Below are 21,278 nucleotides of genomic sequence, written 5' to 3' on the forward strand. Positions count from 1 at the left end.
GCCGCGTAACGGGTCAGCCTAGCCGCCGGTAAACTCGAAGAGCTGGATCAGGTTGCCGCATGTGTCGTTCATTACGGCAAGCGTTGACTGTCCCATGTTCGTCGGCTCCATCGTGAACTCGACGCCGAGACCCCGCAGTCGTTCGTACTCTGTGTTGATGTCGTCCACTTGAAACGCCGTGAAGGGGATACCATCCCGCATCAACGACTCCTTGAGCGCCTTCATGGCCGGATACTCGCCGTTCGGCTCAAGCAGGAGTTCGACGCCGTTCACGTCGCCGCGCGCGGTGAGGGTCAGCCAGCGCACGCCGGGGCCAAGCGGGATGTCATGCTTAACGACGAACCCCAGCTTGTCTTGGTAGAACGCGAGCGCGGCGTCATAGTCGGTGATTGGGATGCTGCAATACGCGATTCTCATGAATCCTGTTCCTCTCTCAGTAGACGAGTCGCCTCCCAGCAGTCAAGCTGCCGGAACGCACTGGGACTGAGACCGTACTGCTTTTTGAACGCCTTACCGAACGCGGCATGACTCGCGTAGCCGGCGGCAAGCGCAACCTCACCGATGTCGATCGCGCCGAAACGCAGCTTGTAGCCCGCTCGGCGCAGACGAAGACGCCGGATATAGCTGGCCGCGCTCTCACCCTTCGTGCCGATAAATACGCGGTGGAAGTGCGGCACAGAGTAACCCGCCATATCTGCAAGCACTCCCCGCGTTAGCGGCTGATCGATGTTGCAGCGTATGTAGCGGTCGATTGCATCAAGCGGTGCTGATGGGTCGCGTACGCTCTCAAGTTCCATGCTTCGTATCGTATCGGTTTGAGCGGGCTGGGCGTTACTCCAAACGTATCATAGTGTGCTTCACGTAACAGAGCGAGAATCAAAACAGCGGCCGGGTGCAGGATTCCCAACCGCTGCTTGTATGGCAGGTGCGCCGCTGTTCTGGCACACCTCCCCCCATACCACTGCTTACTCAGGATTGACGGTCACCGGCGGGCGAGTCATTGCAGAGACGTCGCCACCCACAGCCTCGATGCTGTCATACAGAGCCTGCATGACATAGTCGGGGTTGTGGGCGAAGTCGCCCGGATCCTTCTGCGAGTACTGGTAGTTGTACGCAGCCCGCAGCAGGGTCGGTGTCCACGACGCGTAGCGATCTGGCTCACCCTCGTCGCCGACACCGTTGCCGTTCGTGTCCACGAACCAGTACGGATAGGCATGCGAGTCGTAGTAGATGCTGGTGCCGATAGTGTTGGTCGCGTAGGCTTGCAGGGCAGCAAACAGCGCCTCTTCCATCGTCACGATCTCGTCGTGGATCGGTTCTTCGTTGTCACCGTCGCCGTCGTAGTCGATCAGTTCGACATCGTCCAGCACGCGGATGAGCACGACATCTTCCTGCTCTTCGACCTCTTCATGGCAGTCCTCGCACTCGTTGACCTGAATGAGACCGTCATGCGGGTAGTGGCAGCTCGAGCACGTGTTCGGCGCGTCTTCAGCGTGCAGGTTGCGCCCGTTGTATTCCTTGCCTTCGTACTGGTAGATGCCCTGCGCTTCGTTGCCGAAGAGCGTGGCGCCAGCGGCGAAGTAGTGGATATTGCGGAACCCGAGGCGCTCGCCGACTTCATCGTCGCCGAGGCCGCCGATGGCGCGGTTTACGCTGACCGTCGACTCACGGCCCTGATGGCAGGCGAGACACAGGTTGTTGACGTCTGCCTCGCCGAAGCCGAGTTGTGCGCCATTGGGGAAACTCACGGTGTCGACTTCGTAGATCGTAAAGTCGCTCAGACTTTCGTGACAGGTCGAGCATTCCAAACCTTGCGTCGGCTCAACAGCAATGTTGACGCCGTTGGCGATGAAGGTCGGTAGGCCGCTTGCGGAATGGCAGCGCGCGCAGGTGCCGGGGACTTCGCCTTCGGCATCCCAGTGGCGCCACGCTTCACGCGTCGGGTCGAAGTGCATCGGGGCGTCGCGGACCGCAAACTCGAGGTCCTCAATCGGATCCGCCAGCACGGCGCTCAGAGAAGCGGTGCTGTCGTACATCAACTGAATGACGTACTGCGGGTTGTGCGCGAACGCACCCGGGTCCTTCAGCACGACCTGATAGTTGTACGCCGCGCGTTCGAGGTTGGCGGTGAAGGCATTGTAGCCGTCCGCTTCATCCTCGGTACGCTCGCCGTCGCCATTGGTGTCGATGAACCAGTACGGGTACGCGGCCGAGTCGTACGCGATCGGGGTACCAGCTACTTCTTCGGCATACGCCTGGATCGCGGCGTACAGGATTTCCTGCATGCCTTCGATTTCTTCAGCGATACCTTCGAACGTGTCGCCGTCACCGTCGAAGTCCGAGCCGGAGCCAGCCATGCGAATGAACGGCAGATCCTCAACGGACTCGACGTCTTCGTGGCAGCTCGCGCAGGCTTGGATTTCGAGTTCGAGCGTGTGCGGGTTGTGGCAGTCGGCACAGGTGCCGAAGCCTTCGACGTGCACGTTGCGGCCCATGTAGACCATGCCGTCATACTGATACCCACCGCGCGCCTCGCCGCCGTACAGCGTCGCTGCCGCCGCGTAGTAGTGGATATTGATGAACCGCAGGTCCGCACTCGGCGTGTCCGGAGTCTCGGCAAGGCCGAGGTCCGCGATCCGCTGGTTGACGCTGTCGGTCGACGCACGGCCCTGATGGCAGACCATGCAGCGCGCAGAGTCGCGCGTGTCGCCCAACTCGGCGCCGGACGGGAACGATACGGTGGTTAGCGCTGCGGCGGCCGGCGCATGGCAGGCATCGCAGGTGACCGTAGTGCCGAGCGGCGCATCTGCGTCGACCACACCGAACTCCGAGCCGTCCGCGCCCATATAGTCGCGGTAGCCCGGGGTCGAGTGGCAGCGCGCGCAGCCGGCTTCGACAACACCGTCTTCGTTCCAGTGATTAAACGCCTCACCCTCAACATCATTATGCGGCGAGTTGACCCACGCTTCGTAGTACTCGGCAAGATAGGGAACTTCCATGTCCCCTTCCTGCGCGTACACCGCGGGCGTCGCCAGCAGCATTAGCCCTGATGCCACAAATAGGGCACCTGCAATCGCCATGAGATAGCTTATTCTCTTCATGCCCCCCTCCTTTCAGGATCGGGTTCGATGATGGCTTCGTTCACCGTTTGGCTCCCCTGCAAGTGCCTTAGCGGCAAACCTTTAACTGAAAATCTGCTCTTGTGGCAGAGCAATCCCCGACGTTATTGTCCCGCATCTACGGGAAGGTTTCGTCGGCCGTGAGGATGAAATTCGATCATCCGATGGTATGAACTTCGCGAACGCCGCGAAATAGGTTCGCGCGGCACAGACGGGCGTGTAACGACAGATGGGCGTACCCAATTCCGCCTGATAAACGTCACAAACGGTCAGTCGAGGCGCCTTCCGGGCGTGCGGTTAGTGCTACACTGCGCTTGATGGCCGGTGTCGCGCTAGACCGGCCGATGTCGAGGGAAGGCGGGCGCCATGCACGAGCTTTCAATCGCTTACAACATCGTCCAAATTGCAGACGACGCGGCCCGCGAGGCCGGTGTCGAGCGTGTGGATGCCGTGCATCTAAGGCTCGGACAGCTCAGCGGCGTTGTCAGCGAGGCGCTGCTATTCGGGTACGACATCGCGGCACAGGGCACGCGCTTGGAAGGTTCCCGGCTTGAGATAGAGGACGTGCCGGTGGTGATCTTCTGCGCGCAGTGCCGAGCTGAACGCGAATTGGAGAGCATCCAGGTGTTTTGCTGCCCGGAGTGCGGCACGCCGAGTATGGACATCCGAAGCGGCAACGAACTCGAAATTGGCTATGTGGAGTACAGCGATGAACCCGCGCATTCTTGAAATCCGCAAAGGCGTACTGGAAAAGAACGATGTGCTCGCCGCGAGCTTGCGCGAGCGTTTCCGCAAGGCCGGCGTGCTGGTGTTGAACGTCGTCTCCAGCCCCGGCTCCGGCAAGACGGCGCTGCTGGAGGTCACGCTGCAGCGGCTGCTGGCACAAGGCTACCGTGCCGCCGCGCTGGTCGGTGACTTGGCGACCGACAATGACGCCGCGCGCCTTGCGCGGAGCGGTGCCAGTGTCCGGCAGATCACGACGAGCGGCAACTGTCATCTCGAAGCGCACATGATCGGCGATCACTTGCGCGACTGGAAACTCGAGGTCGAAGGGCTGGACTTCCTGTTCATCGAAAACGTCGGCAACCTCGTATGCCCGTCGCATTATGACCTCGGTGAGGATATCCGCGTCGTGATGCTGTCGGTGACGGAAGGCGAGGACAAGCCGCTCAAGTACCCGCCGATGTTCAACTCGGCGGATGCTGCGGTGATCACCAAGGTGGACATCGCGGATGCCGTCGAGTTTGACCGCGCCCAGACGATCACCAACATCAACAGCGTGCGCCCCGGCATGACGATCTTCGAGACATCCGCCAAGCGTGGAACCGGCATCGACGCGTGGATCGCGTTCCTGATCGCCCAACATGACGCGCTGAAGTCGCCGGCGGCGCGCTAGGGAGACACAGTCAAATTCGCGTGACTTGGGCGCGTATCCGGTGACATCTGTCACTGGAGGCGGGCATGGGTTCCGCCGTACTATCGCCATATCGGCACCCGGCGACGAACGGCTCATCGCCGCTGTCGCCGGGGTATTCAGGGAGGAGCGAACGATGTGTCTCGGCGTTCCCGGTCAGATTAAAGACATTTACGAGCGCGACGGCGCCCGCATGGGCAAAGTGGATTTCGGCGGCATCATCAAAGAGGTCTGCCTCGACTTTGTGCCCGAGGTGATGGTGGGCGACTACACGATCGTCCACGTCGGGTTTGCCATTACCCAGTTGGACGAGCAGTCGGCCATGGAAACACTGGCGCTGTTCGAGGAGATGGGTGTGCTTGAGGAGGAACTGCTCGCCGCGCCGGAGGTCGGCACGTCGGACGAAAGCCAGTCGCCTCGAGGTGTGACGTGAAGTACCTCGAAGAATTCCGCGATCCCGAACTCGCCAGGCGGTTGCTCGACGACATCCACGGCATCGCCAAAGGCCAATGGGTGTTGATGGAGGTGTGCGGCGGGCAGACCCACAGCCTGATTCGCAACGGCATCGACACGCTGCTGCCGGACGCCATCGAGCTGATCCACGGGCCGGGTTGTCCGGTCTGTGTCACGCCCCTTGAGGTCATCGACAAGGCGCTGCGAATCGCCGCCCAGCCGAATGTAACGTTCTGCTCGTTTGGCGACATGCTGCGCGTGCCCGGCAGCGGTGAGGACTTGTTCACGGTCAGGAGCGGCGGGGGAGACGTGCGGATCGTGTATTCGCCGCTCGACGCCGTCAAGATCGCCCGCGACAACCCGGCCCGTGAAGTCGTGTTCTTCGGCATCGGCTTCGAGACGACCGCCCCGGCCAACGCCATGGCGGTCGTGCAAGCCAAACGGCTTGGCCTGAAAAACTTCTCGATGCTCGTATCGCATGTGCTGGTGCCGCCAGCGCTCGACGCGATTATGAGTTCGCCGCATACGCGGGTCAACGGATTCCTCGCCGCCGGCCACGTGTGCAGCGTGATGGGCTACTGGCAGTACGAACCGCTGGCACAGCGGTTTCGCGTGCCGATCGTCGTGACCGGGTTCGAGCCGCTCGACCTGCTGCAAGGCATCCGGATGGCGGTGCGTCAGTTGGAGGAAGGGCGATACGAGGTCGAAAACGCATACGCTCGGGCGGTGACCCGCGAAGGCAATGTGCCGGCACAGAAGCTGTTGAGCGAAGTGTTCGAGGTCACACCGCGCAAGTGGCGCGGTATCGGCGAGATTCCCAACAGCGGCTGGGGGCTGAGCTCGGCCTACCGCGAGTTCGACGCCGCGATCCGCTTCGACGTCACCGATATCAACACGGTCGAGCCTGCGATCTGCCGCAGCGGCGACGTCTTGCAAGGGCTGATCAAGCCCAACGAGTGCCCGGCGTTCGGCAAGGAGTGCACACCGCGCAAGCCGTTGGGCGCGACGATGGTCAGCAGCGAAGGGGCGTGCGCCGCCTACTACCAGTACGGCCGGTTTGTGTCGCTGGAAAGTATCGGCTGATGACGGTAGACGGTACGACCCCGGGTTTCGACATGGACGGGTGGGTGTGCCCGTTGCCACTGCGCGACCACCCGAACGTCATCCTCGGCCACGGCGGCGGCGGAAAGCTCTCGTCGGAGCTGGTCGAGCATATTTTCCTTCCCGCGTTCAGGAACGACGCCCTGCAGAACCTGGGCGATTCAGCCGTGGTGCACATCGGCGGGCAGCGGTTGGCGATGTCGACCGACTCGTTCGTGGTGCGCCCGCTGTTCTTCCCCGGCGGTTCGATTGGCGAGCTCGCGATCAACGGCACGGTCAACGACCTTGCGATGAGCGGGGCGACACCGCTGTACCTGTCGGTCGGGTTTATCGTGGAAGAAGGGCTGCCCATCGCGACGCTGGGGACCATCGTGGAGCGCATGGCGGCGGCAGCCCGCGCGGCAGGTGTCGACCTCGTCACCGGCGACACGAAGGTGGTCGACAAAGGGCATGGCGATGGGCTTTACGTGAACACGACGGGCATCGGGCTGATCCCGCCCGGTGTGAACATTGCGCCGCAGAACGCCCGCCCGGGCGACGTTGTCATCGTGAGCGGGTCGCTGGGCGATCACGGCATGGCGGTAATGAGCGTGCGCGAGGGATTGGAATTCGAGACGCAGATCGTGTCCGACTCTGCGCCACTGAACGGCCTCGTCGCGGCGCTGCTGAACGTCACACCGCACATCCACGTTCTGCGCGATCCGACGCGAGGCGGCGCGGCATCCTCGCTCAACGAGATCGCCAAAGCGTCGGGCGCTGGAATTGTGCTTGAGGAACGCGCGATCCCGGTCAAGCCCGCCGTTCGCGCCGCATGTGAGCTGTTGGGGATGGACCCGCTGTATGTGGCCAACGAAGGGAAGTTGATCGCCATGGTTCCGCGCGAGTACGCGGACGCCGTCCTGGAGGCCATGCGCGCGCACGTCTTCGGCGCAGAGGCGACGATCATCGGGCAGGTGGTCGAGAGTCATCGCGGGGTCGTGGTCGCCAAGACGGGGATCGGCGGCACGCGCGTCGTCGACATGCAGATCGGCGAACAGCTTCCGCGAATTTGCTAATCTGCACGATCTGTATACACGCAAAAGGACGGCCACCTTCGACCGTCCTTCTGGGTTGGTGTGCGACTAGGATCCGAGGCTCATCAGGCGCAAGCGCATGTTGGTCAGGCGTTCGCCAATGATCTTCGCCACGCGCTGCATCACCCGATAACCCCACTGGGGATGCGCTTCCAGCACCTCGCGCAGCTTCACGGCGTCGATGATGATGACGTGCGTTTTCGTCAGCGCGGCCGCGCTCATCGTGTATTCGTACGGCTCGATCAGCGCCGACCATCCGACGGCTTCGCCGTCTACGACCGTCTCGACCTCGCTGCGCTCGCGGCCTTCGTCATCCATATCGATCAGGAGATCGACCGACCCGCTCATGATGAGATACAGCTCGTCGGCGCTGTCGCCTTGCTCGAACAGGTACGTGTCCGGTTCAAGGGTTACCTCGTCGGAAAACTGCGCAATGGACTCAAACAGGTCGTGCGGCAGGCCCGCGAACAACCCGTAGCGCCGCAGCAGTTCAGGAGAAATCATCACATCCTCCAAGGATACAGAACATCGATCATGGCGCAGGGACCATCTGGGTAGCTTCACCGATAAGATCGAGCACGGTACGGCATGCCTGTGGGATCGCCGCACGCACGACCTCGGTCGGCTGATCGCCGAAATCGAGCACGTGGTTGGCGGTCACCGCGACAATTTGGATGGCATCATCGGGCGGCAGGTCCGCGCCCAGCGCACGCCCGACATACAGTGCAGTCGGCAAGTCCGAGTCGTGGGTGCTGCGTGTGTTGAGTGTCTCGGTCAGGTCGCCGGCATCAAACACGACGACCTGACCGGTGAGCGTAGGATCGGTCCACAGCGCGTCGATAATGATGACGCGGTCGTAACCGACCATCTGCTCCATAAGCGTGATTCCCCCGACAGACAGTTCGATGACGTCGATACCGCTGTCGGCGGGAAGCACGTTTCTAACATGCTCTGCCGTCAGCACGCCGACACCGTCGTCCATCAGAATCGGATTGCCGAGTCCGATGACCAGAACCTTCGGAGTCGTGCGTGCGTTGGACGTGGTCATGTTACTTTGCCTGCGTGTACTGCTCGCGCCGGTCGATCACTGTGCCGTCCGCGTCGCGAACCACGACCTCGAGCGGCATTTGTCCCGGCAGCGAGTGGGTCGCGCAGCTAAAGCACGGGTCGTAACTGCGGAACGCCATCTCCACCATGTTCAGGATGCCGTCAGTGACCTGACCCTTGTGGATCAGCGAACTCGCCGCCTTCTTGATGGTGTACGTGATGGGCGCGTAGTTGTTGGTCGTCCCGACGATCAGATTGACCTTGGTCAGGATGCCGCGCTCGTCCGCCTCGTAGTGGTGAGTGAGCGTGCCGCGCGGCGCCTCGACGGTGCCGATGCCAACGGTCGGCGTTTCGGTCGGGATAGTGCGCACGTTCGGGCTGGTGATCTCTTCGTCCGTCACCAGTTCGACCATGCGCTCGGCGGCGTACAGCAGTTCGACCAGACGCGCCCAGTGGGTTGCCAGCGTGTGGTGTACCGGCTTGCCGCCGAGCGTCGAGAAGAACTCCTCGTAGGCCTCCTGCGCCTTAGGCGTCGCCATGCCGTCGGCGGCGTTCAGGCGGCTGAGCGGCGTGCACGCATACATGCCGCTGTCCTTGCCATCCGTGAAGCCCTTCCAACCGATGACCTTGAGGTACGGATACTTGAGATAGGCGTAGGGTTCGACATGCTCGGCGATGTGTTCGGTGTAATCCTGCGCGGCGTACTTGGCGAACTCGTTGCCGTCCGGGTCGACCACGCGGATCTTGCCGTCGTAGAAGTTGACGCGGTTGTTCGCATCGACCAGCCCCATGTAGTACGTGTGCTGCGTGTAAATGTCTCCCACGATCAGGTCGACGTAGGCTTTGTTCGCCAGCACGATGTCGCGGAAGATTTGCAGCGACCACATCGCGAACTCGACGTTGGCACGCGCCACCTCCTCGATGAACGTGCGCTCCTCTTCGTTGATCGCTTTGCTCATGCCGCCGGGTAGGCCGCACACCGGATGAACCGCGCGTCCGCCGATGATCTTGATGACCTCGTGGTTCGTCTTGCGGGTGTTGATGACCTTGAGCCCGGCTTCGGTGCCGACCTTCGCCACCACGCCGAGGATGTTGCGCTGCGCGGCAGGGGCGTCCGGGCCGACGACGAAATCCGGCCCGCCCAGCGCGTAGAAGTGCGTCGTGTGATCGGTGCAGTAGAACGCGCTGTAGAACAGCTCGCGCAGTTTCTTGGCTGCTGACGGCGGATCGACCTTATAGAGGTCGTCGAGCGCCTTGGCCGCGGCCATGTGATGCGCTTCCGGGCACACGCCGCAAATCCGGTTGGTGATGCGCGGCATCTCTTCTGCGGGACGCCCGATGCAGAACACCTCGAACCCGCGCAGTTCCGGGACCTGGAAGTAGGTGTTCTTCACTTCGCCGTCGTCGTCGAGGAAGATTTCGATCTTGCCGTGACCCTCAAGCCGGGTGATGGGGTCGATGGTGATGCGCCGCTTGGTTGTTTCCATGACGGCCTCCTAGTCCTTCAGCTTGGGGTCGAGTTGTGGGATGTCGAGCACCGGAACGGCTTCGACGTGCCCGTTGTGCCGTTCGAGATGCGTGCGGCGCAGCATCGAATGGGCCAACCCGAACCGGTAGAAGTAGCCGGCAGGGTCGGGCAGGGTGTCGAGTACGGCGTCGATCTCTTCCGGCGTCTTGGCGTCAATGACCGATGCCAGCGCGGTGATCAGCTTGGCGCCGCCGTCGATCACGCCCTCGTTCGGCCCATAACAGCCGCGGCAGCCCATGTTGACACTCGGGCAAAGCGCCCCACAGCCCGCGCGGGTCGCGATGCCGGCGCAGAACAAGCCCTGATCGAGCAGGCACTTGTGCGGGTCGGGGATGATCTCGTACGGGCGATAGAACCGCGTGATGCGCTTTTCTTCACGCTCGCGCGGGCACTCGTCGCATACGGTGACGTCCATGCCGACGACCGTCCCCGGTGGGGGAAGCTCGCCGGACATGACCGCCTCGACCAGCGCCTGAATCCATTTTGCCTCGGGCGGGCAACCCGGCAGGTAGTACTCGACCGGTACGATCTGATCGAGCGTCCTGACCGTGTTCCAGAAGCCGGGGAGTGTCAGCCCGCCTTCTTCGACGGCGATTTCCTCAATGGGGATCACACCGTCTGGATTGTCGACCGTGGGCGCCTCTTTGTAGATGTAATCCATCATGCGCTTGCGGTCGGTGAAGTTCGCCAGACCGGGCATACAGCCTTCCATGGCGCAGCTTCCGAAGGCGACCATGACCTTCGACTTGCGCCGAAGCAGATGGGCCATCTCGGCGTTTTCATCGGTGCGGATAGCGCCGTTGAACAGCGTCACCAGAATGTCGCCGTCGGCCAATGCTTCGACATCCTCCTTCTTGAAGTCCATCACGCAGGGCCAGAACACGATGTCGAAGAAGTCGGCCACCGCGAGGATCTTCTCATGCAGCGCCAGAATGGCAATCTCGCAACCACCGCATGACGATGCCCAGTAGATCGCAAGTTTCGGTTTATCGGCCATGTGCTGCCTCCGGTTCGGGAACGGGCGGCGTGCGTGGCATCAAATCGTCGATGTTGTCCTGCCACGTTAGCGGCCCTAGCCGGGCGATGCGCTCAGTCATTTCTTTCACAACTTCGACAAAGACGATGCCTTGCGACGCCGACGCCCATCCGAGCTGAACGCGGTCGGGATGGACTCCTAACTGCGCTAAGGTACGGCGCAGCAGCGCGACGCGGCGCATCGCTTTGTAGTTGCCCTCTTCGTAGTGACACTGACCGGGATGGCAGCCCATCACCAGCACGCCGTCTGCGCCTTCACGCAGCGCCTTGATGACGAACGTCGGGTCAAGGCGGCCAGTGCACATCAGGCGTATGTCGCGCAGTGTCGCGGGATACCCGAAACGGCTTGTTCCGGCGAGGTCCGCGGCGCGGTACGAGCACCAGTTGCACAGGAACCCGATGATGACGGGCGCGTTGGTGCCCCACCCGGGATGATACTTGCTGTAATCCTCCATGGCTCGCCCCTTCTACACCGGTTCCGGCTGCATGAACGTGACCTTTTCATTGCCGTTGGGTCGAACGTCCCACAGTAAGCCGTCGATTTGCGACATGATCGAGTCGAACGTGAAGTGCTGGCCTTCGATGACCTGACTCGGACAGGCGGCGACGCACGTCCCGCAGCCTTTGCACAGCGCCGGGTTCACGCGGCTGACGCCGAGATCCGAGAGGAAGTCGATCGCGCCGTACGGGCACAGGTTGTTGCAGATGCGGCAGCCCGAGCACCGGTCCTCGTCGATGCGCGCCCTGACAGGCTCGACCTCCACTTCTCCACGGCCGATCAAGCTGAGCACGCGCGCGGCGGCGGCTTCACCCTGCGCCACGCTGGCGGGGATGTCCTTCGGACCTTGGCACGTACCGGCAATGAAGATGCCCTCGTTCATCGTTGCGACAGGGTCGAGCTTCGGGTGGCGTTCGGTAAAGAACCCGGCGTCGGAACAGCCGATCCCGAACATGTGCGAGACGATGTGGGCATCATGCCGCGGTTCCTGACCGACCATCAGAATGACCATATCGACCGGGATGCGCCGCTGCTTGCCGATCAGCGTGTCCTCCGCCTGTACGATCAGCTTGCCTTCTTCGCCGGGTTTGCGCGCGGCGTCGGTTACCTCGGCCGCGCGTCCGCGGATGAAGTGCGTGCCTTCTTCCATCAGCCGGTTGTAGAACTTCTCGTAGTCCTTGAAGGCGGTGCGCATGTCGATGTAGAAGTTGTAGACCTCGGCGTGCGTCTTTTCCTTCACCAAGTGCGCGAACTTGAGCGCGGCCATACAGCACGTCGCCGAGCAGTATTCGTTGGTGTTCTTGTCACGGCTGCCAATGCAGTGCAAGATCGCTACGCTGTGCGGCATGGTGAGTCCATCGCGCAGCACGACCTTTCCGGACGTAGAGCCGGACGAGTTGGTCATGCGCTCGAATTCCATGCTGGTAAACACGTTGGCAAGCCGGCCGTAACCGTACTGCGGCAATTGGGTCGCGTCGAACAGGTCGTAGCCCGTCGCCAGCACGATGTTGCCGACCGTCACGATCACGACTTCATCTTCTTCCTCGAAGTTGATCGCACCGGTCGGGCAGAACTTCTGACAGGCCTTGCAGCGGCCGTTCTTGAAGTAGATGCAGCTTTCGGTGTCGATCACCGGGTACTTCGGGACCGCCTGCGGGAAAGGACGGTAAACCGCCGTCCGGTAGCCCAAGCCGGCCTCGTAGACGTGATCGACAACCTTGGCCGGGCAGCGCTCCCAACAGTCGCCGCAGCCGGTGCACAGTTCGGTGTTGATCTTACGTGCCTTCTTCCGAATACGGACCGTGAAGTTGCCGACGTACCCGTCGACCTTTTCGACTTCGCTGTACGTCAGCAGTTCGACGTTCTTGTGCATGCCGACTTCGAACATCTTAGGGGTCAAGATACACGCCGCGCAGTCGAGCGTCGGGAACGTTTTGTCGAACTGCGCCATATGCCCGCCGATACTCGGCTCGCGCTCCACCAAGATGACCTTCTGGCCGGCGTTGGCGATCTCGAGCGCGGCGTTGATGCCGGCGATGCCGCCGCCAACCACCAGCGTGACCGGGTTGATCGGGGCACGGAACGGCTCAAGCGGCTGGAGCTTCTCGGCTCGGCTGACGGCGCCGCTCACGATCGACTTGGCTTTCTCGGTCGCGGCTTCCTTATCGTCCTGGTGCACCCAACTCGCGTGTTCACGGATGTTCGCCATCTCGAACAGATATGGGTTGAGGCCGGCTCGCGAGCACGCCCCGCGGAAGGTCGGCTCGTGCATGTGCGGCGAGCAGGCCGCGACGACCACCCGCGTCAAACCCTTCTCGCGAATGTCGGCCTCGACAAGCTCCTGTCCGAGGCTGGAGCACATGAACTTGTAGTCCTTCGAGACGACCACGTTGGGCAGCTTGCTCGCCCATTCCGCGACCTCCTCGACGTTAACCGTCCCGGCGATGTTGTGGCCGCAGTGACAGATGTAAACACCAATCTTTTCATCGCTCATGATTCATCTGCTCCGTTGCTGCCCGGCATCGGCAGGGCGTTCTTGTCGCGCCGTTTCGGGCGCTGGCGAGTCTGCTCGGCCGGGTGACCGATGGTCGCTAATGCCGGGCCGGCGGGAACCACTTCTGCACCGAAGCCGAGGTCGGCTTCGTTCAGGCCGAATGCGATGCCCATCAGTTGCGTGAAGAACAGGACGGGGATGTGATAGTCCGTGCCGAACATCTTGTTGACTTCGGACTGATAGGCGTCGAGGTTGAGCTGACACATCGGGCACAGCGTAACGATCGCCTGCGCGCCGTAGTCAGTCGCGTTCTTGAGAATGCGCCGGATCAGCTCGTAGGCCGTCTCTTCGCTGATCTGCGTCATGTGGCCGCCGCAGCAGTGGGTTTTCATCGGGAAATCCACGACCTCAGCGCCCAGCGTGGTCATCAACTCGTCAAGGTGCGTCGGGTATTCGGTGTTGTAGCCGGTTTCCGGCCGGACGATCAGGCATCCGTAGTAAGGCGCGACCTTGAGCCCTTCCAGTGGCTTGACGACCTTCTCCTTGACCGCGTCAAAGCCCACATCCTCGACAACGACATCGAGCAAGTGCCGTACGCGTACCGAGCCGGGGGTGTAGGAAAGCCCGCCGGCGCCCAACGCCTGACCGACCTGCGCGTTGAGGTTCTTGTACTTGCGCATGTAGTCGTTGGTCTTGCGAAGGTTGAGGAAGCACGCGCTGCATGGCGCCACGACATCCGCGCCGCCGTACTGGCTGTGGGCCAGCGACAGGTTGCGCGCTACGAGGCTGTAGGCTGGGAGTTGATTGACCGAGAAGTACTCGGTCGCCCCGCAGCAGTTCCAGTCGTCGATCTCGTTGAGGCGGATGCCCAGCGATTTGGAGACCACCTGCGTCGAGTCTTCGTACGCGTATGCTGCAGACTTCAGCGAACAGCCGGGATAATACGTGTAGGTGAGTTCACGGTCAGTCACGTCACACCTCCTGCCCGGCAAGCTGCTTGGCTTTGCTGAGTATCGCGCTGAGCTGCGGCATGTTCTTGATCTTCTGCGGCGTCATGTGCAGGCGGCCCTTGCGCAGCATCTGGAACCCCAGCCCTCCTTTCCGGACTGTGGCCAGCGGATGGTGGACGAGCTGGAAACGGGTCGCCAGTCCGAACTCGAAGCTGCGCCCGTACTGCTCGACGTAACCGATAAAACTCTCGGAGAAGGGGGCGTGGGCATCCTGATGGTAGTGTCCAGCCTGTATTGCCTTCTGCTTCAGGGTGTACATCAGGTCTGTGATGGGGATGTCCTGCGGGCACCGCACCGTGCAGTAGTAGCAGGACACGCAGAACCACGGGGTGTTACTGGTCAGCACGTCCTCGTCCATGTCGGCCATCAACATGGCGAATAGGCGCCGCGGGGTGGAATCCATGTCGCTCGCGGAGGGGCAAGAGCCCCCACACGTGCCACACTGCAGGCAGCCAATCAGCGTCTCCCCGCCGGGGGTTTCGGCCATGACCTGATCGAGCAGTCGTGTGGATGACGGAGTCGCCATACGTACCTTCCTCTACTCCTTGTGCCCCCGCGCAGTCGCATAACCAGCTGCGCTACGGGAAGCGGTTCAAGTCCGCGAGGAAGATCACGCAATAAGACGAGTGATCGCAACAAATATCGTAAAGAGCAAAACTACTTCCTCTATTCTATGACTATCGACTTGCAGCGGCTTTTCCCGTAGTGATGAACGTCACTCACAGCGTATGACATAAATCCGCTGTAAGTTTGCGTCTCTCGTGTTCGTGCGGAGCACGCATCCGGCTGCTGGGGTGTGGCATTCCACCAACGTGCGACCATAAGTCCGGACGGCCGGCGTTCTCGTGATAAGATTCAAGAATAGTGGACATGCAGCGGCAATTGGCCGCGTTGGGCATGTTCGGATCTCCGGAGGCCCTATGAACAATCGGATCCTCGTCACCTACGCGAGCCGGTACGGTTCAACAGCGGAGATTGCGCAGCGGGTCGGCGACGTGCTGGCAAAGCGTGGATACGCCGTCGATGTGCTGCCTTTGGCGGAGGCGACCGCGCCGGGAGACTACGACGGGTTCGTGCTGGGCGGGGCAATCTACTCCGGGCAGTGGCCGCCGGAAGTGTGCGAATTTGTCGGCAGCAACGAACATCTTCTGCGTGACAAGCATGCGGCACTGTTCGTTGTCGCGATTCGCCTTCGCGAAGCGGGCGAAGAGATGCGCCAGTCTGTCCTCAGTACCATCGACACCTGCCGGGTGATGGTCGAACCGGACACGATCGGTCTGTTTGCGGGGAAGATCGATTATGACACGCTGTCGCCGATCGTGCGTCTGCAGGTGCAGACCAAGAATCTGCCCGAAGGTGATTTCCGCGACTGGGCGGCGATCGAGGCGTGGGCCGACGAAGTCGCGGCAGCGTTCAAGCAGCCGCTGCCGGTGGAGCCAGTCGGCTCACCGACCGCGGTGATGGCTGCACCGGCGCCTTGTTGCAGCTGAAGGCAGCGATCAAAGCGGCCGCGAGCTATCCTCGCGGCCATTGAACGTCAATGCTTCGTAGACGGACGTCGGTGCTTAACCCGCGCCGATGGCGCCGCAGATGTGCACGTCGATGCCCATTGCGGCGAACATCGCGGCTTTGGCGGTGAGTGCATCATCCGCCGCTTGCGCGGAAGGCGCATACACGACGTTGAGGTGGTTCGCCTTGTGGCGCGCCATCATCTGATCGCGAGTCACGCCGTGCAGCACCGCGTGCATGATTGGCCATTCCGGCGATGTCGCCTGCCAGCGCCGCTCGGTCTCCTCGTAGGGAAGCTCGACCACTGATGCGCGGCCGAGGTCCGCATGCAGGCGTCCGTCCATCACAAAGACGCGGCTCCACACGATTTCGCCTGCTTTGCTGATCCCTTTGAGCGTGCCGCCCCCCAACCGGAAGTACATCGGATTTTGACGTTCGCTGAATGCGCCCGCGTATCCGCCGATGAAATGCGACGCCGGCGCGGAGCCTGAGATCAGGAACACCCACACGAAATCGTCCACGCCGTCGCCCGTGTAATGTTGACCCCAACGCACGTCGTGGAGAGTCGTCGCGGGATCATAACCTAGGGCGTTCCAGATACGATTGGTCACGAGTGCGTCGACCGCGCATCCTTCGTCAACCTCGTTGAAGTGGGGCAGCGCCTGACCGGCGTACAGCTCGTCGCCGGTGATCTCGTGAAACACCGGCGGGCGCTCGACATTGTTGAGCAGACCCTCGGCGAGATCGGATGCCGGAACCATATCCTTCAACCCTTGTTGATACTGGATTCCGATCGCGTCACAGCCGAAATCATTCGCGATGCGCAGCGCAGCGATGTACATCTTGAGCTGAGTCAGAATTTGCGCGTCGGTCAATTCGGTCGCCTCGTCGGTGCCGGTGACGAAGGTCATGCCACGGGTCTCCAGCCAGTTGCGGCACGCGAGTGCTTCTTTGTCCGGCACGCGATTCATCGCGGCCACCAGCGCCGACTGGCTCAGTCGTTCCTTGTAGATACCGGTTGGGTTCAGCATCTCGTCGTCGATGATCGCGTTGTACATGCCCATACAACCCTCATCGAACACGCCGATGATGGCCTTGCGCTGCTTGAGTTCTGCCGCCAGCCGCTGGCCGAGCGCAAGTGCGTCTGCGCTGCCACTCCCGTCCCAATCGCGGACGTGGCTGACATCATGCGTGATTACGCCTTCGCGCAGCCACTGACGCAGACCGTTGACGAAATACGGGTCGGTGAAGTCCTCGCTCCAGAGCGTGCTATAGCGCACGCCCATCTTGGTGAGCGATCCATTCAGGTTGAGCATGCCGACCAATCCGGGCCACTGTCCGCTCCAATTGGCGAGCGTGAGGATCGGGCCGCGATGGTCGCGCAGGCCGGCCAGAACATGATGGCTGTACTGCCAGACCGCTTCCGCGACGACCAGCGGCGCGTCGGGGGAAATGGACTGGAAAACATCCATGCCCATACGTTGGCTGTCGATAAAGCCGTGCTGGAGCGCAGCGTTGTAGGCGTGCGCACGCCGAATCGTCCAACCCTCTTTGGCGAACGCTTCGCCGATACGCTGTTCCATATCGGCTTGTGCCGGCCAGCATTTCTGATTAGCAGAAAGTCGCAGATCGCCGCTTGCAACAAGAACAACTTCATTGGGTCTAGACTGTATGTCATTCATCGGGTCGTGTCCTGACTACCGAAACAGTTGAATGCGGCCTCGCATATACACCGATGATAACGCAGCACGCGCAGGTCGGCATGACGCCAATGATCCCGGACCGCGTTCGACCTCGACCTGCGCGGCAAGCGCGAATACATAGAGGCAATCCTTTGCGCCATGGGTGGCATGAAGAAGGCCCATTTCAGCCGAAGCGAGGGCGCGCACAACAGCATTATTGGGTGTACGCCCCCATGACACCGGGAAACGGTCCGCTGTACAGTTGTCGGAAGGGCTACCGAATCGAGTTACAGGGAGCATGTCGGTCATGAATGCGAAGCGGGTACTCACAGTCCTGTTGATGTTCGCCGTGAGTTTCATGGCGCACGGACAAGCTGACAAGCCGGCCAGACTACGGGTAATGCAGCTTTCGTATGTGCTCGATGTCAGCGCGCTAGTTGATGTCGCGGTCGATGGCAACGTACTGTTCGAGGAGATCAGCTTTCCGTTCGTCACAGACTACGTCGTGTTGGCGCCGGGAGAGCACGAGCTGACGACATCGATCAGTGGCCGGGACGACTACGTTGCATCCCTGACGCTGACGCTGGAGGCAGGCACCGACTACTTCGTTATTGTCGAGGGCGACTACGCGCAAGGCGTGAATTACATGGTCATCGTACTCGGCATCCCACCTGATAGCCCCGCGCAAAGCGCTGCAATCGTGGCCAACCTCACCTCGCTCGCGATCACGGACCTTGCAGTCGACGACCAACTCGTCGTCGAGAGTGTCACACCGGGCGATTACGCGACACTCGCTCTCCCGAACGTGGAATTCGCGGTCTCGGGCAGTTTTGGCGACCAATCCTACAGCGAGACCTTCACTCCACACTCGAACACCCGACAGATTATCGCCGTGCGGCAGCAGCCGTCCGGCGAGCCGATGCAGATCTACGATCGGTCGAGCTGGCTGTCGGTCGCGGACTATCTGCGCTCGGTCGAAGAAGGCGCGCAGTTCTCGCGCGTTGCTGCGGCCATCGTCGCGTCAGGCGCGCTCGACGCCCTGAGCGACGATCATGCGTTCACGCTGTTCTTGCCGGTAAACGGTGCGCTGGACGGAGTCGATCTGCCGACAGATGCGGAAACATTGATCGCCCTGTTGTCCGATCACGTCGTTATCGGCAGTCTGTCGCCGTACTTGCTGCCCCGAAACGCGACGGTGACGACCCTCTCCGGGGCCGTGATCGCGCCCGATTTCGGCTCGACCCCTAGCGGCTACTGGGAAATCGACGGCGCACCGATCCTGTGGGACATTCGACTCCCCAACGGCGTGATCTACGGCATCGATGGCGTGATCGACCTGTCCCGGTAGCGCGCCTAGCCTCATACCCGTGCGGATTTCCCGGCCGCTCTGGGTGCACAGCCTCATGACACCGGGAAACAGCCCCCTGTACCGTAAACGGTGAGCGCCAATGTGCTCACCGTTTACGGTACAGGAGACAGCATCATGTGGAAGAAGCTCGGCCGCTTTGGTCTGATGTGTGCCATCCTCGCGTTCACACTCGTGGGCATGGTCGCGGCTCAGGCAGAAATTCCTTCGGTCACGGTGACGATTACGGCAGATGGACTAACCGCGCCGGGAGCCCTGCCGGAAGGTTACGTCAACGTGACATTCGACAACACATCGGAAGCGCCGTTTGTCGGTGTCGTGTTCCAGCTCAACGACGGCGTCACGATGGACGATGTGTTTACGTCTATGGCGGAAGGCGATCCGATGGGGTTCCTGCCGCTGGTCCGGCTGAAAGGCGGCCCCGGCGTCATGCCCGGGCAGTCTGTCACGATGACCTACGCGCTCGAAGCGGGCAACTATGCGCTGCTGAACTTCTTCGGCGAAATGCCGCAGGTGGCCGCGTTCAACGTCACCGAAGGCGAAGATGTCACGCAGGTCGAGCCGGCCACCGACCTAAACGTGGTCATGACGGACTTCGTCTTTGGCCTGCCCGCAACCCTCCCCGCAGGCAGTAGTGTTTGGCAGCTCATCAACAGCGGTTCGCAGTGGCATGAACTCGCCATCGCGCCGGTCGACGCCGGCACGACCGCCGAGGACGTGCTCGCGCTGCTGGCTGAAGGCGAGGAGTCGACCCTGCAGCAGTTCCCGATCCTGATGCCGATCGAGGCCGGCGGCACGGTCTGGGTCGACGTCGACCTCCTGCCCGGCACGTACGCCGTGATCTGCAACCTGCCCGATCTGGCGAACATGGAAGACATGCACATCCACTATGACCTCGGCATGATCCAGATCGTCACAGTGACGGCAGATACCGTCACCTATACCGACCCTAACGGCCTGTTCACACTGGATTACCCGGCGGCGCTGACGGCGGTGCGACCTGATCTTGCGGCAGAATTCGGGCTGCCCTTCCCCAGTGTCGCGTTTGCCGACAGCGACGACACCCTCGACTTGTCCACGACAGCGCAGCTTGTCCCAGAGGGGGGCTGGGGAATCGCCGCGATATTCATCCCGGAAGCGTTTTTCACCGCGATGGAGATGCCCGAAGATGCGCCGCTCATTGATCGGGCAACGGTCTTTGTCCCTCAGGAGGGCAATGCTGAAGGTTTGGTCGTGGCGGCGATAAACGAGATCACGCTGGCGAATGGCGCACCGGCAATTCAGGCCGAAGGCGCGGGAGAGACGGAGGACACCTATGTCGTGTTCACGCAAGCGGGCGATGGACTCTTTGTGATGGTGTCGATGATCTCAGCGCCAGGTGGGCGCACCGCCGAAATGGTGGATGGTTTGATGACGGTGGTCAACAGCATCCAGTTCACCGGCACGCTCGAAGACATCATGGCGGGTATGGACGGCGAATAACGAAATTGCACATAGAATGATGGGATGGGCGGCGGTGAGCTGCCCATCCGAGCGGAGTAGTCGCATGGACCGAACAGCCCAGATCCTGACGTTGCGCGACGGGCGTACGCTCGGCTATGCCGAGTGGGGCGACCCGAACGGCAGACCGGTCTTGCTGTTCGGCGGCAGCACCAGTTCGCGTCTGCTGCGCCCATCCGACACCGCCTCACTTACCGAGTCCGGAGTCCACCTCTATACGTTCGATCGTCCCGGCACCGGATTGAGCAGCAGGCAGCCAAACCGGACGCTGCTCGACTGGCCGGCAGACGTGCGCGACTTCGCTGATCAGAAGCAGCTTGGCCGCTTCGCCGTCATTGGCGGTTCACTGGGCGGCGCCTACGCCGTCGCGTGCGCGTATGCGCTGCCCGATCGCCTGATCTGCGCCTCGATCGTCAGTGGAGTGGCCGGCCTCGACGATCCCGACGTATTCGCATCACAGAATCGGGCGACCCAAACGTTGACGCGCATGGCCCAGCGGAATCCGAAGCTGTTGGCCTTTCAAAACAGCATGTCCCGGCCGTTGATTAGCAGCAGGTTCGGCAAACGTATGCTGCGCGCCGCGCTTGGCAACCTGCCCGCCAGCGATCTGGCGCTGCTGGATCGTCCCGGCGAGATGGACATCATGCACGAGAGCGTGCGCGAATGCCTGCGTCCGGGTGGCTCAGGCGCCGCCGACGATATGCGGGCTGTCGTGCTGGACTGGGGCTTCAATCTGGAAGACATCGAGACGAAGGTGTTCATCTGGCAAGGCGAGGACGACCCGCAGGCCACCCCAGCGATGGCGCGCTACATGGCGGCGCGGATTACCGACAGCGAGACCCGGCTGATCCCCGGCGCGGGTCATCTTCTGATCATCAGCCACTGGCGCGACATCGTGGCTCAGCTCGTCGGCTACTGGCGCAGCAAAGAAGTGTGAGACAGAGGAATT

General features: G+C 61.8%; 21 protein-coding genes. 9 read left to right on the plus strand and 12 right to left on the minus strand.

The window, feature by feature from the left end; all coding sequences use genetic code 11:
- Positions 1 to 18: 18 nt before the first annotated feature.
- From IPM16_01950 to IPM16_01960, 3 genes are all read right to left on the minus strand, one after another.
- Complete coding sequence (locus IPM16_01950; protein ID MBK9121875.1) at positions 19 to 417, minus strand: VOC family protein; 399 nt, start codon at positions 415 to 417, stop codon at positions 19 to 21.
- Entirely contained in the window at positions 414 to 797 is a 384-nt protein-coding gene (locus tag IPM16_01955; GenBank protein MBK9121876.1) for a helix-turn-helix transcriptional regulator, read from the minus strand. Before IPM16_01955 ends, IPM16_01950 begins: the two co-directional genes overlap by 4 nt.
- Before the next feature lie 168 nt (positions 798 to 965).
- Positions 966 to 2,999, minus strand: a complete 2,034-nt coding sequence (locus IPM16_01960; protein MBK9121877.1) for a hypothetical protein — start codon at positions 2,997 to 2,999, stop codon at positions 966 to 968.
- Positions 3,000 to 3,485: 486 nt separating this feature from the next.
- On the opposite strand from IPM16_01960, the gene hypA reads away from it, so the two are divergent.
- From hypA to hypE, 5 genes are all read left to right on the plus strand, one after another.
- Entirely contained in the window at positions 3,486 to 3,848 is a 363-nt protein-coding gene (hypA, locus tag IPM16_01965; protein MBK9121878.1) for a hydrogenase maturation nickel metallochaperone HypA, read from the plus strand.
- Entirely contained in the window at positions 3,814 to 4,515 is a 702-nt protein-coding gene (gene hypB / locus IPM16_01970) for a hydrogenase nickel incorporation protein HypB (protein ID MBK9121879.1), read from the plus strand. Before hypA ends, hypB begins: the two co-directional genes overlap by 35 nt.
- A gap of 154 nt (positions 4,516 to 4,669) precedes the next feature.
- Positions 4,670 to 4,966, plus strand: a complete 297-nt coding sequence (locus IPM16_01975; GenBank protein MBK9121880.1) for a HypC/HybG/HupF family hydrogenase formation chaperone — start codon at positions 4,670 to 4,672, stop codon at positions 4,964 to 4,966.
- Positions 4,963 to 6,069 (plus strand): hydrogenase formation protein HypD, encoded by a 1,107-nt coding sequence (gene hypD / locus IPM16_01980; protein MBK9121881.1) that lies wholly within the window; start codon positions 4,963 to 4,965, stop codon positions 6,067 to 6,069. The genes IPM16_01975 and hypD overlap by 4 nt, the downstream gene beginning before the upstream one ends.
- A gap of 32 nt (positions 6,070 to 6,101) precedes the next feature.
- A complete protein-coding gene (gene hypE, locus IPM16_01985) occupies positions 6,102 to 7,142 on the plus strand; it encodes a hydrogenase expression/formation protein HypE (protein MBK9121882.1) in 1,041 nt (346 codons plus the stop codon).
- Positions 7,143 to 7,208: 66 nt separating this feature from the next.
- Here hypE and IPM16_01990 read toward each other — a convergent pair whose 3' ends face one another.
- From IPM16_01990 to IPM16_02025, 8 genes are read right to left on the minus strand one after another with little or no spacing between them, the layout of a single operon-like run.
- The gene (locus tag IPM16_01990) at positions 7,209 to 7,664 is read right to left on the minus strand and encodes a cyclic nucleotide-binding domain-containing protein (protein MBK9121883.1); all 456 of its coding nucleotides are present in this window, start codon (positions 7,662 to 7,664) and stop codon (positions 7,209 to 7,211) included.
- 28 nt (positions 7,665 to 7,692) lie between these two features.
- Positions 7,693 to 8,208, minus strand: a complete 516-nt coding sequence (locus IPM16_01995) for a hydrogenase maturation protease (protein ID MBK9121884.1) — start codon at positions 8,206 to 8,208, stop codon at positions 7,693 to 7,695.
- Position 8,209: 1 nt separating this feature from the next.
- Positions 8,210 to 9,694, minus strand: a complete 1,485-nt coding sequence (locus tag IPM16_02000; GenBank protein ID MBK9121885.1) for a Ni/Fe hydrogenase subunit alpha — start codon at positions 9,692 to 9,694, stop codon at positions 8,210 to 8,212.
- A 9-nt stretch (positions 9,695 to 9,703) separates the two neighbouring features.
- Positions 9,704 to 10,732 (minus strand): oxidoreductase, encoded by a 1,029-nt coding sequence (locus tag IPM16_02005; GenBank protein MBK9121886.1) that lies wholly within the window; start codon positions 10,730 to 10,732, stop codon positions 9,704 to 9,706.
- Positions 10,722 to 11,225: a hydrogenase iron-sulfur subunit gene (locus IPM16_02010; protein MBK9121887.1), complete on the minus strand. Its 504-nt coding sequence runs from the start codon at positions 11,223 to 11,225 to the stop codon at positions 10,722 to 10,724. Before IPM16_02010 ends, IPM16_02005 begins: the two co-directional genes overlap by 11 nt.
- A gap of 12 nt (positions 11,226 to 11,237) precedes the next feature.
- Entirely contained in the window at positions 11,238 to 13,262 is a 2,025-nt protein-coding gene (locus tag IPM16_02015; protein ID MBK9121888.1) for a CoB--CoM heterodisulfide reductase iron-sulfur subunit A family protein, read from the minus strand.
- Positions 13,259 to 14,233 carry a CoB--CoM heterodisulfide reductase iron-sulfur subunit B family protein gene (locus IPM16_02020; protein MBK9121889.1) on the minus strand — a complete coding sequence of 325 codons (975 nt, stop codon included), beginning with the start codon at positions 14,231 to 14,233 and terminating at the stop codon, positions 13,259 to 13,261. Before IPM16_02020 ends, IPM16_02015 begins: the two co-directional genes overlap by 4 nt.
- A gap of 1 nt (position 14,234) precedes the next feature.
- Positions 14,235 to 14,798, minus strand: a complete 564-nt coding sequence (locus IPM16_02025; protein ID MBK9121890.1) for a 4Fe-4S dicluster domain-containing protein — start codon at positions 14,796 to 14,798, stop codon at positions 14,235 to 14,237.
- A gap of 394 nt (positions 14,799 to 15,192) precedes the next feature.
- Here IPM16_02025 and IPM16_02030 point away from each other — a divergent pair, with 394 nt between their 5' ends.
- Complete coding sequence (locus tag IPM16_02030) at positions 15,193 to 15,762, plus strand: flavodoxin domain-containing protein (protein ID MBK9121891.1); 570 nt, start codon at positions 15,193 to 15,195, stop codon at positions 15,760 to 15,762.
- Positions 15,763 to 15,837: 75 nt separating this feature from the next.
- On the opposite strand, the gene IPM16_02035 is transcribed toward IPM16_02030, so the two are convergent.
- Entirely contained in the window at positions 15,838 to 17,463 is a 1,626-nt protein-coding gene (locus tag IPM16_02035) for a fucose isomerase (protein MBK9121892.1), read from the minus strand.
- Positions 17,464 to 17,770: 307 nt separating this feature from the next.
- Between IPM16_02035 and IPM16_02040 the strand changes: the two genes are divergently transcribed.
- From IPM16_02040 to IPM16_02050, 3 genes are all read left to right on the plus strand, one after another.
- Complete coding sequence (locus IPM16_02040; protein MBK9121893.1) at positions 17,771 to 18,811, plus strand: fasciclin domain-containing protein; 1,041 nt, start codon at positions 17,771 to 17,773, stop codon at positions 18,809 to 18,811.
- A 135-nt stretch (positions 18,812 to 18,946) separates the two neighbouring features.
- A complete protein-coding gene (locus tag IPM16_02045; protein ID MBK9121894.1) occupies positions 18,947 to 20,311 on the plus strand; it encodes a hypothetical protein in 1,365 nt (454 codons plus the stop codon).
- Between the two features lie 64 nt (positions 20,312 to 20,375).
- Entirely contained in the window at positions 20,376 to 21,266 is an 891-nt protein-coding gene (locus IPM16_02050) for an alpha/beta hydrolase (GenBank protein ID MBK9121895.1), read from the plus strand.
- Positions 21,267 to 21,278 lie beyond the last annotated feature (12 nt).

The organism is Candidatus Flexicrinis affinis (assembly GCA_016716525.1).
Lineage (GTDB): Bacteria > Chloroflexota > Anaerolineae > Aggregatilineales > Phototrophicaceae > Flexicrinis > Flexicrinis affinis.